Annotated in this window: 9 protein-coding genes; 3 read left to right on the forward strand and 6 right to left on the reverse strand. The window is 58.2% G+C overall.

All coding sequences use genetic code 11. The features are described 5' to 3' along the window. Nucleotides 1-832 precede the first annotated feature (832 nt). From GSQ93_RS28980 to mdlC, 5 genes are all read right to left on the reverse strand, one after another. Nucleotides 833-1,969, reverse strand: a complete 1,137-nt coding sequence (locus tag GSQ93_RS28980) for an acyltransferase (RefSeq protein ID WP_301952095.1) — start codon at nucleotides 1,967-1,969, stop codon at nucleotides 833-835. Between the two features lie 266 nt (nucleotides 1,970-2,235). After that, the gene (locus tag GSQ93_RS28985) at nucleotides 2,236-3,375 is read right to left on the reverse strand and encodes a porin (RefSeq protein ID WP_158939098.1); all 1,140 of its coding nucleotides are present in this window, start codon (nucleotides 3,373-3,375) and stop codon (nucleotides 2,236-2,238) included. 266 nt (nucleotides 3,376-3,641) lie between these two features. Further along, nucleotides 3,642-4,982, reverse strand: a complete 1,341-nt coding sequence (locus tag GSQ93_RS28990) for an MFS transporter (protein ID WP_158939834.1) — start codon at nucleotides 4,980-4,982, stop codon at nucleotides 3,642-3,644. A gap of 302 nt (nucleotides 4,983-5,284) precedes the next feature. Next, complete coding sequence (locus GSQ93_RS28995; protein ID WP_158939099.1) at nucleotides 5,285-6,736, reverse strand: aldehyde dehydrogenase; 1,452 nt, start codon at nucleotides 6,734-6,736, stop codon at nucleotides 5,285-5,287. A 52-nt stretch (nucleotides 6,737-6,788) separates the two neighbouring features. After that, nucleotides 6,789-8,408, reverse strand: coding sequence for a benzoylformate decarboxylase (gene mdlC / locus GSQ93_RS29000; protein WP_158939100.1), 1,620 nt, complete (start codon nucleotides 8,406-8,408; stop codon nucleotides 6,789-6,791). A 304-nt stretch (nucleotides 8,409-8,712) separates the two neighbouring features. Here mdlC and GSQ93_RS29005 point away from each other — a divergent pair, with 304 nt between their 5' ends. The 3 genes from GSQ93_RS29005 (at nucleotide 8,713) to GSQ93_RS29015 (ending at nucleotide 11,374) form a co-directional block, all read left to right on the forward strand. After that, nucleotides 8,713-9,168 carry a helix-turn-helix transcriptional regulator gene (locus GSQ93_RS29005; RefSeq protein ID WP_158939101.1) on the forward strand — a complete coding sequence of 152 codons (456 nt, stop codon included), beginning with the start codon at nucleotides 8,713-8,715 and terminating at the stop codon, nucleotides 9,166-9,168. Nucleotides 9,169-9,170: 2 nt separating this feature from the next. Continuing rightward, nucleotides 9,171-10,502, forward strand: coding sequence for a type II toxin-antitoxin system HipA family toxin (locus GSQ93_RS29010; RefSeq protein ID WP_158939102.1), 1,332 nt, complete (start codon nucleotides 9,171-9,173; stop codon nucleotides 10,500-10,502). Nucleotides 10,503-10,696: 194 nt separating this feature from the next. Further along, on the forward strand, nucleotides 10,697-11,374 hold the full coding sequence (locus GSQ93_RS29015; RefSeq protein WP_158939103.1) for a ferredoxin reductase: 678 nt from the start codon (nucleotides 10,697-10,699) through the stop codon (nucleotides 11,372-11,374). On the opposite strand, the gene GSQ93_RS29020 is transcribed toward GSQ93_RS29015, so the two are convergent. Continuing rightward, nucleotides 11,360-12,274, reverse strand: a complete 915-nt coding sequence (locus tag GSQ93_RS29020) for an urea transporter (RefSeq protein ID WP_254074115.1) — start codon at nucleotides 12,272-12,274, stop codon at nucleotides 11,360-11,362. The genes GSQ93_RS29015 and GSQ93_RS29020 overlap by 15 nt on opposite strands. Between the last annotated feature and the right edge of the window lie 651 nt (nucleotides 12,275-12,925).

The raw sequence follows: 12,925 nt of genomic DNA on the forward strand, positions 1-12,925 counted from the left end.
GGGTGCCCCAAAAGCACGGTGCTCGCAAGAGCGACGGATGTGTGAAACCCTCCTTCTCGCGAATCCCGACATAGACACGCTTCGCCACCAGTGCTCTCGGGCAAGCACCGGCGCCCCAATGGTCAGCATGATCCTACGCGCTTTTTTTGCCCCATTTCTCGATGTATTGGTTGAGTGCTTCGATCGGTTACTTCGGTTATTGCCGTAGGTCAGGGTCACGGCATCACGCGTATTGCTGCTTCATGTCTTGATGTCTTGATGTCGTGATTGCGTGGCCTATGCGATTGTTTTCGTCCACGACGTCCTCACGCATTCCGGCCGTTTGATTTCTTGATTTCTTGGTGGGTAGCGGTGTGATTCGTCATGCTTAATGATTTGGTGGTTGGTTGTTCGCGGATAGCGCGGGGTGAACCTTGGGCAGGTTCAATCACTGGTGGCGAAGCGTGTCAGAACCTGAGTTCGGAGAAGGAGGGTTTCACACATCCTTCGCTCTGGCGAGCACAGTGCTTTTGGGGCACCTATGAATGAAAACTGCACGCTGTGGACACTTAGGGTAGAGCGGTTAAAAGCGTTTTCTTTGCTTCGTTTCTTTGTCGCTAAGGACCAGGAAATGACGTGCCGCCACGCACAGTGGCTAACAGTGATAAAGAGAAAATCCGACTCATGCAGACCACTGACACCGAAAGCACCACCCCGGCATTGACCCCGACCGCTAACCCTGGAACCTAGCATAGACCCCGACCACCGCCCAACTCCGAGTGCGAACGAAAACCAATTCGCAACAAGCTCTAAGCCACGCAGTGCTAGTGGACGGGCCAAGGCGATCCGGGATCTAGTGCGCGTGTTCAGGTTGCCGGATCGCACGCGGTGTGCGCGAGGTCTTATAGGCTTTGCGAAGGTACGCGCACAACGGCTTTTCAATCCAAAGGAAACTGAAGATCGACACAGCCGTTAGCGCGAGCAAAAATCCCAGGAACGGCGCGGGAGCGGTGGCTACACTCGGGAACAGCATCTTTGCATACCTGAAAAGCGGCACATGCAGGATGTAGAACGCGAAACTCGCCTCGCCAAGCAGGACCATGGGCTTACTCCCAAGCCAGCCGCTAAGCGCCCCTTTAGCGCGTGCGAGGCAATAGAGGAGCAGGATAAAGGCCGGGAATAACAACGCCTTGGCCAACACATGATTTGCCAGAACGATGACCGCAACCGCCGCAGCCAAAGCCGCGAAAGCGGCCACATCGAAGGCAAAAGACTTGACCGAGCCTTGGCTTAAATAAAGACGCGCCATGCATATACCGGCAATAAACTCGCCTATCCGAAGCACCGGCATAAAGTTGACCAGTTCTCGCAGCCAATACGCCTGCCCCAATGACGATGGCAGGAACGAAAGCGTCAATGTAGGGATAACGGACACTAACCAGCACGCCCCGATCAAACTCAACAGCACGCCAACGCTGCGATTTTTAAGGAAAGCAAACAGGAAGGGAAACGACGCGTAGAAGACCGCTTCCGCAGAAAGCGACCATCCGGGGGTATTCCAGGCATTCGCGGTGGCCGGCGTCCAGGCTTGCAACAGCGCTAGAGAAATCACGCCGTAAAACGCGAGCCGCGCATATAGGCCGGCCGAATGTCCGTGCAAAGCAGCAAGGTTCGAATAGACCAGCGGCGCAAATACGATCCAGCCCAGAAGATAAATCGGGTAGATTTTTGCGAATCGAGAAAAATAAAACTGTCGTACAGCAGGCGCCTCAGCCCCGCTCATTTCCGGATGGGTGTAGGTGAGGATAAACCCGGAGAGAATAAAGAATAACTCGACGGGATCGCCGGAGTTCTCATAGAAATAAAATGGCGAAATCCCTAACGACGCGGCGACATCGGGCGAAAGGTGATAAAGCGCAACGCTCAACGCTGCCAGGAAGCGAATGCCGGTTAAAGCGGGAATGACTGGTCTTCTTGCAACTATTGTCATCTTTCATTGGGTTCGCCGCGAGCCCCAGCGCGCTTGGCGACGTTATGGTGCACGTTAAAAAAATGGAAAATTAATGCGGAAAGGTGGATTTTCGGGAAAATAAACCGTTCTCGTTTTTCGCGCGTGTTGCGTCCGAGCACTGCGATTAGCCGTTATTTAAAGAGGGGCCGGTGATTAAACCAACCCCGGGACGCGATGTCTTTGTCATTAATCACGCTTACCCGCTCAGACGTCGACCGGGCAGCGAGTAGCAAGACTTCGGGCAACTAGAAACTGTGCCGCAATCCGGCCATGACACCGAGTTGCCCGGCGCCCGCGGCAGGCGTCGTGCCACCACCACCCTGACTCACCGTGTAGGCGGCTTTCGCGCTGTTCGCGAGATACGCTCCCTGCAAATACACAGCGGTACTCTTCGACAAGAAATAGGTCGTGCGCAGCACTTCGATCGTCCCGCGAGTGTCGTCCTGCCGGTTGACGATCCGGTAGATGCCACCGTCCACGAGAAACGCAGGCGTAACCGGATACGCAGCCGTCAAATAGAACTGATCCGACCTCACGTTGGGCGTGGTGGACGAAACGGTCTCCACCCTGCGCCCAAGCCAGCCGCCCCCGATCTTCAATTTCCCGATCGCTCTGTAGCCGTTCAGCTGCATGCGGATATCCTTGTCGCCCGGGTTGGTCAACGCGAACGTAGGCGTGCCGTCGAACAGGTTCGCCGAGGCCCCCGGGCCACCGCGCTGTTCGTCGTAGGCTGCAGCAGCGCCGAAACCACTCCAGTCATAACGCAGCATGGCCGACCACTCGCGGCAGGTTTGCGGGCTGCCCGGAACCGAGCCAACACATGTGCCCTGCCCCGGTGAATTCCCGGTACCGGCCGAATCACGGCCGAAGGAATAGGTTGCACCCGCGGTCAGGCCGCCGAAGGTTCCCTTGTAGGCAACCGTGTTATCGCTGCGCGCGCTGGGCAGATATTGATCGAAAGAACCCGTGCCGCCATAGATGTCCGGGCCAAGCAGATCAGAGTCGAGGATGGCCCAGTACGTCATGGTGTACTGGCGACCGAACGTCAGACTGCCATACGGCCCCTTCAAACCAACGTACGCTTGCCGACCGAAAAGGCGGCCACCCTGGTTCAGGGTCCCGGCTTTGGTGTTGAAACCGCTTTCCAACGTGAAGATGGTTGACCAGCCACCACCCAGATCCTCGTTGCCGCGTATGCCCCATCGCGATGGAAGCTCACCCGTCACGCCTGGCATCCGTACCACGCTGTTGCCCGATGCATCGGCATGCGTTACATACTCGACGCCCGTGTCGATAATCCCGTAAAGCGTCACATTGCTTTGCGCAAACGACGGCGCCGCGCTGATGCCGAGCAACGCGCCCAATAGTGCGGTTTTGTATTTCATTGTCTCCGAGTCCCCTGACCTGCGCTTTGAATGCAGGTTGAAAATTTCTTGTGCCGACAACGGTCGAGCGTGTTGCGCACCCGACCCTCCTGGTTTGAATCGCCTCGTTTTTTAACTTCACTCTCATGATTAGATAGGCATACTAATTTCTTAATATTCTGGGAAACTTGAATCCCGCTTGGGCGACTTGGTCAAGTCAGAAGCGTGCGGGGAAAACGATCGCTCAACCCCGCATCAGAAGGTTCGATGCCAATACGTCCAGCGTTCTAGCGGATCGCACTCGGTATATGTCGACGTACAAGCGCAAGCGCGATCATCACGACTGTCATTGCCGCCCCCAACATCAGCAGGTACGACGACGCGCCGCCTGCGGTAATGACCGCGGCACCGGCGAACGCACTGACAATGGCGCCTATCCGCCCGAATGCCAGAGCCGACGCAGTTCCGGTCGCACGCACTCCCGTTGGGTAGACATAGGCGCAAAGCGCATACATGGTGGACTGCACTGCATTGACGAACAGGCCGTGTGTAAAGAGTCCGAACATCAGCACGCTCACATGCCGGGAGACATCGACTGTTAGCAGCAACCACGCGCTGGCAGCCGCGCCTAAACAACAAATGATCAGCGGCCAGCGCGAACCGAATCGCGCGATGGTGACGGCACATGCCAACGCCCCGATCGCACCGCCCAGGTTGTAGGCCGTCAGTCCGTAGCCGGCAAACTGAACCGACAAACCCTCGTTGGTCAGCATGGTCGGCAACCAGCTAAACGCGGCGTAGACAGCCAGCAAACACATGAAGAACGCACACCAGATCGCCACGGTGTCCAACGCGCGGCCGTCCTTGAAAAGCGCGGTGAAACCAACGTGCTTCTCTGAATCACGCTCGCGAATGTCGGTGAAGCTTGCATCTTTAGCGACAGGGCGCGACATGCGGCCCAGCAGCGCCACCAATTCGGCCCAACGGTGCGGTCGACGCGACAGGAAGCGCGGAGACTCAGGCAACGCAAACAGCAAGAGAACCGCCAGCACCAGAGGCAGCACGCCGCCCGTCAGGAACAACGCACGCCAGCCATAAGCCGGCAGGATCACGCTGGCGAACAGTCCAGCCACCATGCCACCCAGAGGCACGCAAAGGATCGTGACCGTGACCGCTACGGTGCGCAAGCGCGCGGGCGTATATTCCGCCGTCAAGGTGGTGGAAGTAGGCAACGCTCCGCCTATTCCCAGCCCGGCGATAAACCGCAGTCCGGCAATTACCGCAAGATTCGGGGCAAGGCTGATCGCGCAGGTCGCGACGCCAAATACCAGCACACTGCCGATCACAGCCCAGCGCCGGCCGAAACGATCCGCGAACAAACCGGCACAAGCGCTCCCTATTCCCATCCCGATCAGTCCTGCCGCAACCACCGGGGCAAATGCGTTGCGGGCTATGCCCCACTCTTTAATCAGCACGGGGATGGCGAAGCCGATCAACTGACTGTCGAAACCATCGACGATGATCGACAGCGCTGCCAGCAGGACAATGAGCTTCTGGAACGTGGTGAATGGGCCGTCGTCGAGCACGCTCCCGATGTCCACGGTCTTGCTTGTGTCCGGCAGTGCCATCGTCTGATCATGTTCCGTCTGCGCGGACCCGGTGAACACAGCGGGAGGTACGTAGCTGGGCATAGGACTGTCTCCTGTTTTTGTGCGGGTACACCCCACACATATTTATTTTCTTGAGCGAATTATGTGAGCGAGGTTCGATCGTTTGCTATTGCCAATTAGCGTAAAAGTCATGACCTTCCTGCATGACCTTCGTGAGCCGCTACTTGCACGGTTCCGCTTTCCGCTTGCTGCGCGATGTCTTTTATTAGGAAAGCTTAATTTTCTTGATCGATGGGACCGACGCGCTAAACGTCTTCCCATCAAAACGGATAATGACGCGGCGTGGTCTGTACGGTGATCCAGCGTAGATCCGTGAATTCCGCTATGCCCGCCTTGCCGCCAAAGTGACCGAATCCGCTGCCCTTGACACCGCCAAAAGGCATCTGCGCCTCGTCGTGTACTGTCGGGCCGTTGATGTGGCAGATGCCCGATTCAATACGTCTGGCAACATTCATCGCGCGCGCAATGTCCCGGCTGAATACCGCTGAAGACAAACCAAATTCGTTGTCGTTGGCGCAGGCAATGGCCTCTTCGTCTCCGTCCACGCGCACGATCCCTTTGACCGGTCCAAACGATTCCTCGTGGTAGATCCGCATGTCCGCGTTAACGTGATCCAGCAACGTGGCTGGCATCAGCGTGCTGTCGGCCTTGCCACCGCAAACCAGCGTTGCGCCCTTCGCGAGTGCATCGTCGATCAACGCATTGCATCGTGCGACGGTACTCATGTCGACAACCGAGCCGAGCACGACCGGTCCGTTGCGCGGATCGCCCAGCGGCAGTTCGACCGCTCGAGCGGCGAACCGCTTGACGAACGCGTCGGCCACCTTGCGATCCACCACGATGCGTTCCGTCGACATGCAAATTTGCCCCGAGTTGGCGAACGCACCGAACACGGCTGCATCGACTGCGGCGTCAAGATCGGCATCGTCCAGCACGAGCAGCGGCGCCTTGCCGCCCAGCTCCAGGACCGCTGGTTTGAGGTACTTCGCGCAGCTTGCAGCAATGACCTTGCCGACGCGGGTCGAACCCGTGAAGTTCACCCGCCGCACCTTGGGATGGGCAATCATCGCTTCAACGATCGGGCCGGCATCCGCTGGTGCGTTCGTCACGAAGTTCACTACGCCCGCGGGCAATCCTGCCTCCTGCAACGCATCGATGATCAGGCCGTGCGTTGCCGGACATATCTCGGACCCTTTGAGGACGACCGTGTTGCCGCACGCGAGCGGCAGCGCGACAGAACGCACCGCGAGGATTACCGGCGCGTTCCACGGCGCGATCCCGAGCACGACGCCGGCCGGTTGCCGTACGCCCATTGCCAGGCTGCCAGATACATCGGATGGAATGACTTCGCCGGCGATCTGCGTGGTGAGCGCCGCTGCCTCCATGAGTCCGGCGGCAGCCAGATGCACGTTGAACCCGGCCCAGATAGCCGATGCCCCGGTTTCCGCCGCCATGGCGGACACAAAGGCGGCGTGTTTTTCTTCGAGGACCTGCGCGGCACGCATCAACAGTGCGCGTCGCTCGCCCGGGCCTGTAGCAGACCACGCGGGAAACGCGCCGGCTGCGGCATCGACTGCGGCGAGCGCGTCAGCCACCGACGCGGCCGGTGCACGCGTGGCGACCTCGCCGTCCAGTGGATTCCTGCGCTCGAAGGTCGCGCCGTTGGCTGCCTGTACTGCCTCACCGTTGATCAACATGGCAATGGTTTTCATCGTCTGTCTCCTGATGGTTTTTATGTGAGCGGTGGTCAATGCGCCACCCGCGCTAAGCCACGATGGTCTCTACCAGCATTGGCCCGGCGGTGTGCAAAGCTTCGTTCAATACGTCCTTCAAGCGGGCGGCCTCCCTGACCGCAACGCCCCGACATCCCATGCCGGCAGCAAGGGTCACGAAATCCAGACCCGGAAGGTCGGTTCCCTGTACTGGGTCGCTCGGTGCGAAACCAAACACCGGCGCAAAATCCTGCAACGCCGCGTATCGTGAATTGTTAAGGATGACGAATGTAATAGGCAGATTAAGCTGTACCGCGCTCCATATAGCCTGAATTGAGTACATGCTGGAACCATCGCCAATCAGCGCGATTACCCGGGTGCCCGGCTTGGCGAGCGCGACGCCCACTGCTGCGGGCATGCCGTATCCAAGGCCCCCGCTCTCCATGGTCAGGAACGTGCCGCTGCGAGTGAACGGCAGATAGTCCTGCATGACCGGCCGTGCACTCGGCGCTTCTTCAACCACCACGTCAGCCGGGTTGCGTATTTCGGCAAGCGTTTGCAGCACGAATGCCACCGACATCAGCGATGAAGCCTCGGCACGTGGAGGCGCGCGGCGAGCCGCCGGTAGCGGACGCGCTATGGGCGCGGGCCGCGCCAGCAAGTCCGTGACGCCTAACCGGATGTTTCCGACCGTTGCCGTGCCGGTTGGCGTCCATGCGGCCACGCCGGGGTCATCGATAAGCTGGAATAGCTGCGCACCCTGGGGGACGTGCGGACCACTGCCTTCGACGTGGTAAGTAAAAGCGGGAGCACCGAGCACACAGATGAGATCATGCCCGCCCAGTATCTCGACGATCTTCTCGCGCATGGCGGGAAGGAAACCGGCGAACAACCGATGATCCTCGGGAAAGCTGCAGCGCCCCGACATGGGAGCCACAAAAACGCGTGCCTGATGACGTTCTGCGAGGCGCACCACTTCGTCCACCGCGCCCGCGCGGTCTACGCCGCCACCGACTACAAACGCAGGCCGTGCGCATTGATCGAGCGCGTCACCCATGCGCGCCAGCATGACCGGGTCCGGCCGCGTCACCGTGCTGACGTCGCTTACCGGTACATAGTCCGCCGGTTGATCCCAATCGTCAGCAGGAATAGAGACGAACACGGGCCCACGCGGCTCCTGCATCGCAATGTGATAAGCACGCGCAATCGCCAGCGGCACGTCAGCAGCGCGCGCCGGTTCAATGCTCCATTTCACGTAAGGCTTGGGCAACTCGGTCGCGTGCGTCGACGCCAGGAACGGGTCGAATGGAAGGATTGAACGGGCCTGTTGTCCGGCGGTCACGACGATCGGCGTGCGGTTACGAAAAGCGGTGAAGATGTTGCCCATCGCGTTGCCGACACCGGCTGCCGAATGCAGGTTTACCAGCGAGGCGTTGCCCGTCGCCTGCGCATAACCGTCGGCCATGCCGACCACGACGGCTTCCTGAAGCCCGAGTATGTAGCGGAAATCGGCGGGGAAATCGCGAAACATCGGCAACTCGGTCGACCCCGGATTCGCGAATACCGATGTCATTCCCACGCGTCGCATGAAATCGATCACGGCGTCGCGGACCGTGATGCGCACGGGTTGATCACGGTCTGAAATAGCTTGCTGCGGGGTGCTGCCTGTCATGCAAATGCCTCCTGAAAATCCAGCGAGTGACTGAGCGAGTAAGCGCTATCTCCGTGACATGATTATCCAGGCTCCAACACATCATGAATATTGCCTTTTTAAGAGAAAGACATTACTTTTTCGCATGACTTTGTAGCATCGTTCCCATGGCGCCCCAAACTCAACGGTGCAGCGAAAACCGGGATAACAAGGTATTTACTGTATCCGGCATTTACAGTTATTTATTTGTATTCGTCTAAAACAGTATATATACTGTTTTTGTCATTTACAGCCTAACCTCTGTCCAGATCACCGGAGCTCGCCCGTGGACTATCCCGTCAAGACCCCCCTCCAGTTGCGACCGCTCCTTGTCGGTTTCCGCAAGGCTGCCGGGCTCACCCAGGCCCAGATAGCGGACCATTTGGGGGTTACCCAGCAGACCTACGCCCAACTCGAGGCAAAGCCCGAATCCGCGAGCATGGATCGGTTATTCCACGTTTTGAAGGTGCTCAAGGTTGATATCGTACTGACCCTGACGTCGGGCTCGGCGAATCTCGACGTCCGCATACCAAAGCCTATGCGAACCGTGGAGTCGCCGGTCCCAGTGAAACCAAGCCTGACGAAAAAGCGCGCGACTACCGCGGCATCGAAGACGGCGGCCACTCGGAAAGCTGCCGTCGTCACGCCGGCACGTGGTAGCGCGCAAGGATCGCCAAAGCCGGTCACACGGAAGCGAGCGGTGCCAATGGGCGCTGCCGTCAAGAAGCGAGAGGACTGGTAACAATGGGCCGCCGCGCACATGCAAAAAGTCTGACCCTCTGGATGAATGGGTTGCCAGTCGGTACTTGGGAGACCACCCGGGACGGAGAGAAGCTCACCTATCTCGAAGAATGGCTAGCCGACGAACAGGGACGTCCCCTTTCGCTCTCGCTGCCTTTTACGGCCGGCAACCAGCCCTATCGGGGTAAGGTAGTCTCGGACTATTTCGATAACCTGTTGCCAGACAGCAAGACTATCCGCGAACGTATCGCGGGCCGCTACAAAACTGGCGGTACGTCGCCTTTCGAGTTGCTGACCAAGCTGGGGCGAGACTGCGTAGGTGCCATCCAGATGCTGCCGCCGGACGAGATCCCGGTAGACCTTGAGCAGATCAACGGCCGTCCCCTCAACGAGGCCGAAATCGCGCAGCTATTGCGGGAAATAACGGCCCCGCCTGTGCTGGGCCAGCATGAGCCCATCGACGACCTGCGCCTGTCCATCGCCGGCGCGCAGGAGAAGACCGCGCTCCTGTGGCACGACGACCAGTGGGTCATCCCGGAAGGCAGTACGCCGACCACGCATATCATGAAGCTAGCGCTTGGGCTGGTCGGAAACATGCGCGCCGACATGCGCACGTCGGTAGAAAACGAGTGGCTGTGCTCGCAAATCATCGCAGCGTATGGTTTGCCCATCGCAGGCTGCAACATTGCAACTTTCGAGGACCAGAAAGTACTCGTGGTTGAGCGATTCGATCGCAGGTACGCGAGCAACGGTTCGTGGATCCTCCGGCTTCCCCAGGAGGATATGTGCCAGGCAACCGGGACGCCCGCTGCGGCCAAATATGAGTCAGATGGTGGACCTGGAATTCAGGAGGTCATGGAAGTGCTCGCCGGTTCAGAACGGTCGACTATCGATCAGCGCAATTTCTTTATGACGCAGATCGTCTTCTGGTTGCTCGCGGCCACTGATGGGCACGCAAAGAATTTCAGCATCGCACACCTGAAGTCCAACCGCTATGAGGCCACGCCGATCTATGATGTTCTCTCCGCGCACCCGATAATTGGAAACGGGAAAAACCTGTTTTCTGCGCGTCGGGTGAGACTGGCAATGGCGGTGCGCGGTAAAAACACGCACTACCTGATCAATGATATCCGGCGTCGCCACTGGATTGCGCAGGGACAACAAGTGACGCTTGCCCCGGCTGACGTCGAGGAAATGATCACTACCCTGATCGACATGACCGGGGGTGTCATCGCGGAGCTTGAGGCGCTGTTGCCAGCCGAGTTTCCCAAGGACGTGTCAGAGAAGATCTTCGAGGGTATGAGGCGACAAAGCGCAAAGCTTGCCGCCCAGTAGACCGGTTGAAAAAGGTTGAAGGAGAGGTTCGCCGAACAATATCCCGGTAATGCACCTCCGCCAAGGTCAAGACGGCATTTCGTATACCTGAAATTCGTCGCTAATACGTATCCCTGACCATCACAAACCGCTACCTTTGAGGAACACCGCGATCGCTAACGGGTATTTAAGTATCTACTGATTAGGATGACGAAATGGATACGCTTTGTGTTGTTGTTCGGAGGAAATGGACGGTAGCACCAGACATTGTAGGCCTGGAGTTAGTCGCTGATACTCACACCCAGCTTCCCGCATTCACGGCGGGCGCGTACATTGACGTGCACATCCCTCAGCCCCAATATGCTCAAAGCGTCGTTCGTCAGTATTCGCTCTGCAATGGTCCGACGGACAGGGATTCCTACGTGTTGGGCATCAAGGAAGATAGCCAGTCTCGAGGAGGGTCAGCCTCGATTCATCGAGACGTTCTTGAAGGAGACAAACTTTTCATAGGACAGCCTCGCAACAATTTTCAATTGTCCGACTCTTCGCAGAAAGCGCTGCTGTTCGGGGCCGGTATTGGAATCACCCCGTTGCTCGCGATGGCTCAAGAGCTGGCATTTAATGAGCGCCCATTCGATCTGCACTATTTCGCGCGATCAACGGAGTTTGCTGCGTTTCAGGATCGTTTGAGCGAGATGGAACACAGCGGAAACGTCCACTATCACTATGGGCTCACGCCCGAGGCAACCGAACGTGCGATCGGCTATGCCGTCGAAGCGATTCCATCAAATACCCACGCCTACTGCTGCGGACCGTCGGCCTTTATGGACATTGTCGTCGCTCACTCGCGGCAATGGATATACCCCGGCAACATCCATTTAGAGTATTTCTAGGAGTCGCCGTTGCTGGCGTGCATTGAAATGCTGCGCCAGCAACTGCACAAACCACGAAGCCGCTACGAAAGGCGCAGTCAATGCCGGTATGCCAATGGCTGACGCCGCGAGCTCGATCAGCAAGGTCAAAACAATGGCTGAAATCGCCGCTTTGACACCGAACCGGCAAGTCGCAAGCGCCGCTAGTGCCGGATTAAAACCGCATGCACCGCTCTCCAGCATACCCGCCGATGTGCCGAAAACCGTGTATAGCGCGAGTCCAAGCGCGCTACCACCCAGCGCCCACGCAGCGCGCGACGGTCTCGCCACCAGGAGGCCGACGAGTATCAAGGCCCCCGCAGCAGGCCCTGCGGCAAAGGCTATTGGCGCCAGGCCCGCGACACTACCTTCGAGGCAAGGCCGAAGGAATGCAGGAGCCACGCTAAAAAGCAAAGTGATACCGCTGTCCGCGCTTGCCGCGGCAGTACCTCTCACTGCGGAAGTTGTGAGGGACGGATCGGCAAATAGGGGGAGCCAAGCCCATGTCACCAGCACTGCGGGACTCGAATAGGCCGCCAGATTCCAACGGCTGAGCACGCGTGTGAGCACGTCCGACAAGCCGGTGGCTAACACCGCCGCGAGGATGGCGACGGCGGTCGCGCGTGAATCGTCATGAACGAAAGTAAACGCAGCGAGTGCCGCGAGCCCGCCGTTGAAGCCGTGCAAGTCGTTGCGCGTTGCCGGCGAACCATCGTCATCGAAGATGTGTGCGAGCACATTACCCGTCAGCGTGCCTATTAACAATGCGCACGCAAGACGCGGGCTGAAGCACAACAAAGCAAGGACGAGGATCCCCCCTGTTGCGGCGTTTCTCTGCAGCACGATTTGACCCATGCTTCGCGCGAAGCTGCGGATCTGCATCGTAGCTTCGGTATCGACTCGAATTGCAATTGGCATGGTGAGCAAAGACAACTTGGCGATGATAGAAGCGGATGGGCCGGCTCATGTCCCGGTGCACGCTTTGATTTTTTTTGCGTGCTTACACCGCCGTTTCCGCAGCTTTTGCATGCCGGTCCAAACAACGCCGCGGTGAGGGTTCGAAACGTATCATCGTCAATATTTCCAATCCATAGCGGGGAAGGCATTCACGATATATGGTTGCGGCGATAACTCGCTTTAATACGGTGGCCATGCGCCACGTCACCAGTAAGCAAAACAGCGCTCGGTGCTTGCAGATCAACGCACACACGTATCCGGCTGACGTCGATGAACCGTATTCGACCGCGACTTTGACGAGGAGATCAAACCATCTCAGGGGGCCGTGCGTGATCAATCTGCACCGTCGATCCTCCCGATGCATCACGATACGTACCTTTCGATTTTCCGACGAACATCCAGCACAATGTCAGATCGATGCGATTTCAGCCGATTTATGCCAAAAATGAAAGACCGTACGGAATGTCGGCAATTGCATCGCGCTCCGTGTCACCAGCATACGTTTCGGCTTAAGCTTTACTGTTAAGGCACCTCGCGTTGATTTGCTTTCCTTTTTGCCCCCCGCTCCCGAGCAAT

This window comes from Burkholderia sp. S171, assembly GCF_009766085.1.
GTDB lineage: Bacteria > Pseudomonadota > Gammaproteobacteria > Burkholderiales > Burkholderiaceae > Caballeronia.

Bases quoted from the DNA above. Each gene is read 5' to 3' on its own strand.
- GSQ93_RS29010 (WP_158939102.1), top strand. From the start codon at position 9,171: ATGGGCCGCCGCGCACATGCAAAAAGTCTGACCCTCTGGATGAATGGG.
- GSQ93_RS29020 (WP_254074115.1), bottom strand. From the start codon at position 12,274: ATGCAGATCCGCAGCTTCGCGCGAAGCATGGGTCAAATCGTGCTGCAG.
- GSQ93_RS28980 (WP_301952095.1), bottom strand. From the start codon at position 1,969: ATGACAATAGTTGCAAGAAGACCAGTCATTCCCGCTTTAACCGGCATT.
- mdlC (WP_158939100.1), bottom strand. From the start codon at position 8,408: ATGACAGGCAGCACCCCGCAGCAAGCTATTTCAGACCGTGATCAACCC.
- GSQ93_RS29015 (WP_158939103.1), top strand. From the start codon at position 10,697: ATGGATACGCTTTGTGTTGTTGTTCGGAGGAAATGGACGGTAGCACCA.
- GSQ93_RS28995 (WP_158939099.1), bottom strand. From the start codon at position 6,736: ATGAAAACCATTGCCATGTTGATCAACGGTGAGGCAGTACAGGCAGCC.
- GSQ93_RS28985 (WP_158939098.1), bottom strand. From the start codon at position 3,375: ATGAAATACAAAACCGCACTATTGGGCGCGTTGCTCGGCATCAGCGCG.
- GSQ93_RS28990 (WP_158939834.1), bottom strand. From the start codon at position 4,982: ATGGCACTGCCGGACACAAGCAAGACCGTGGACATCGGGAGCGTGCTC.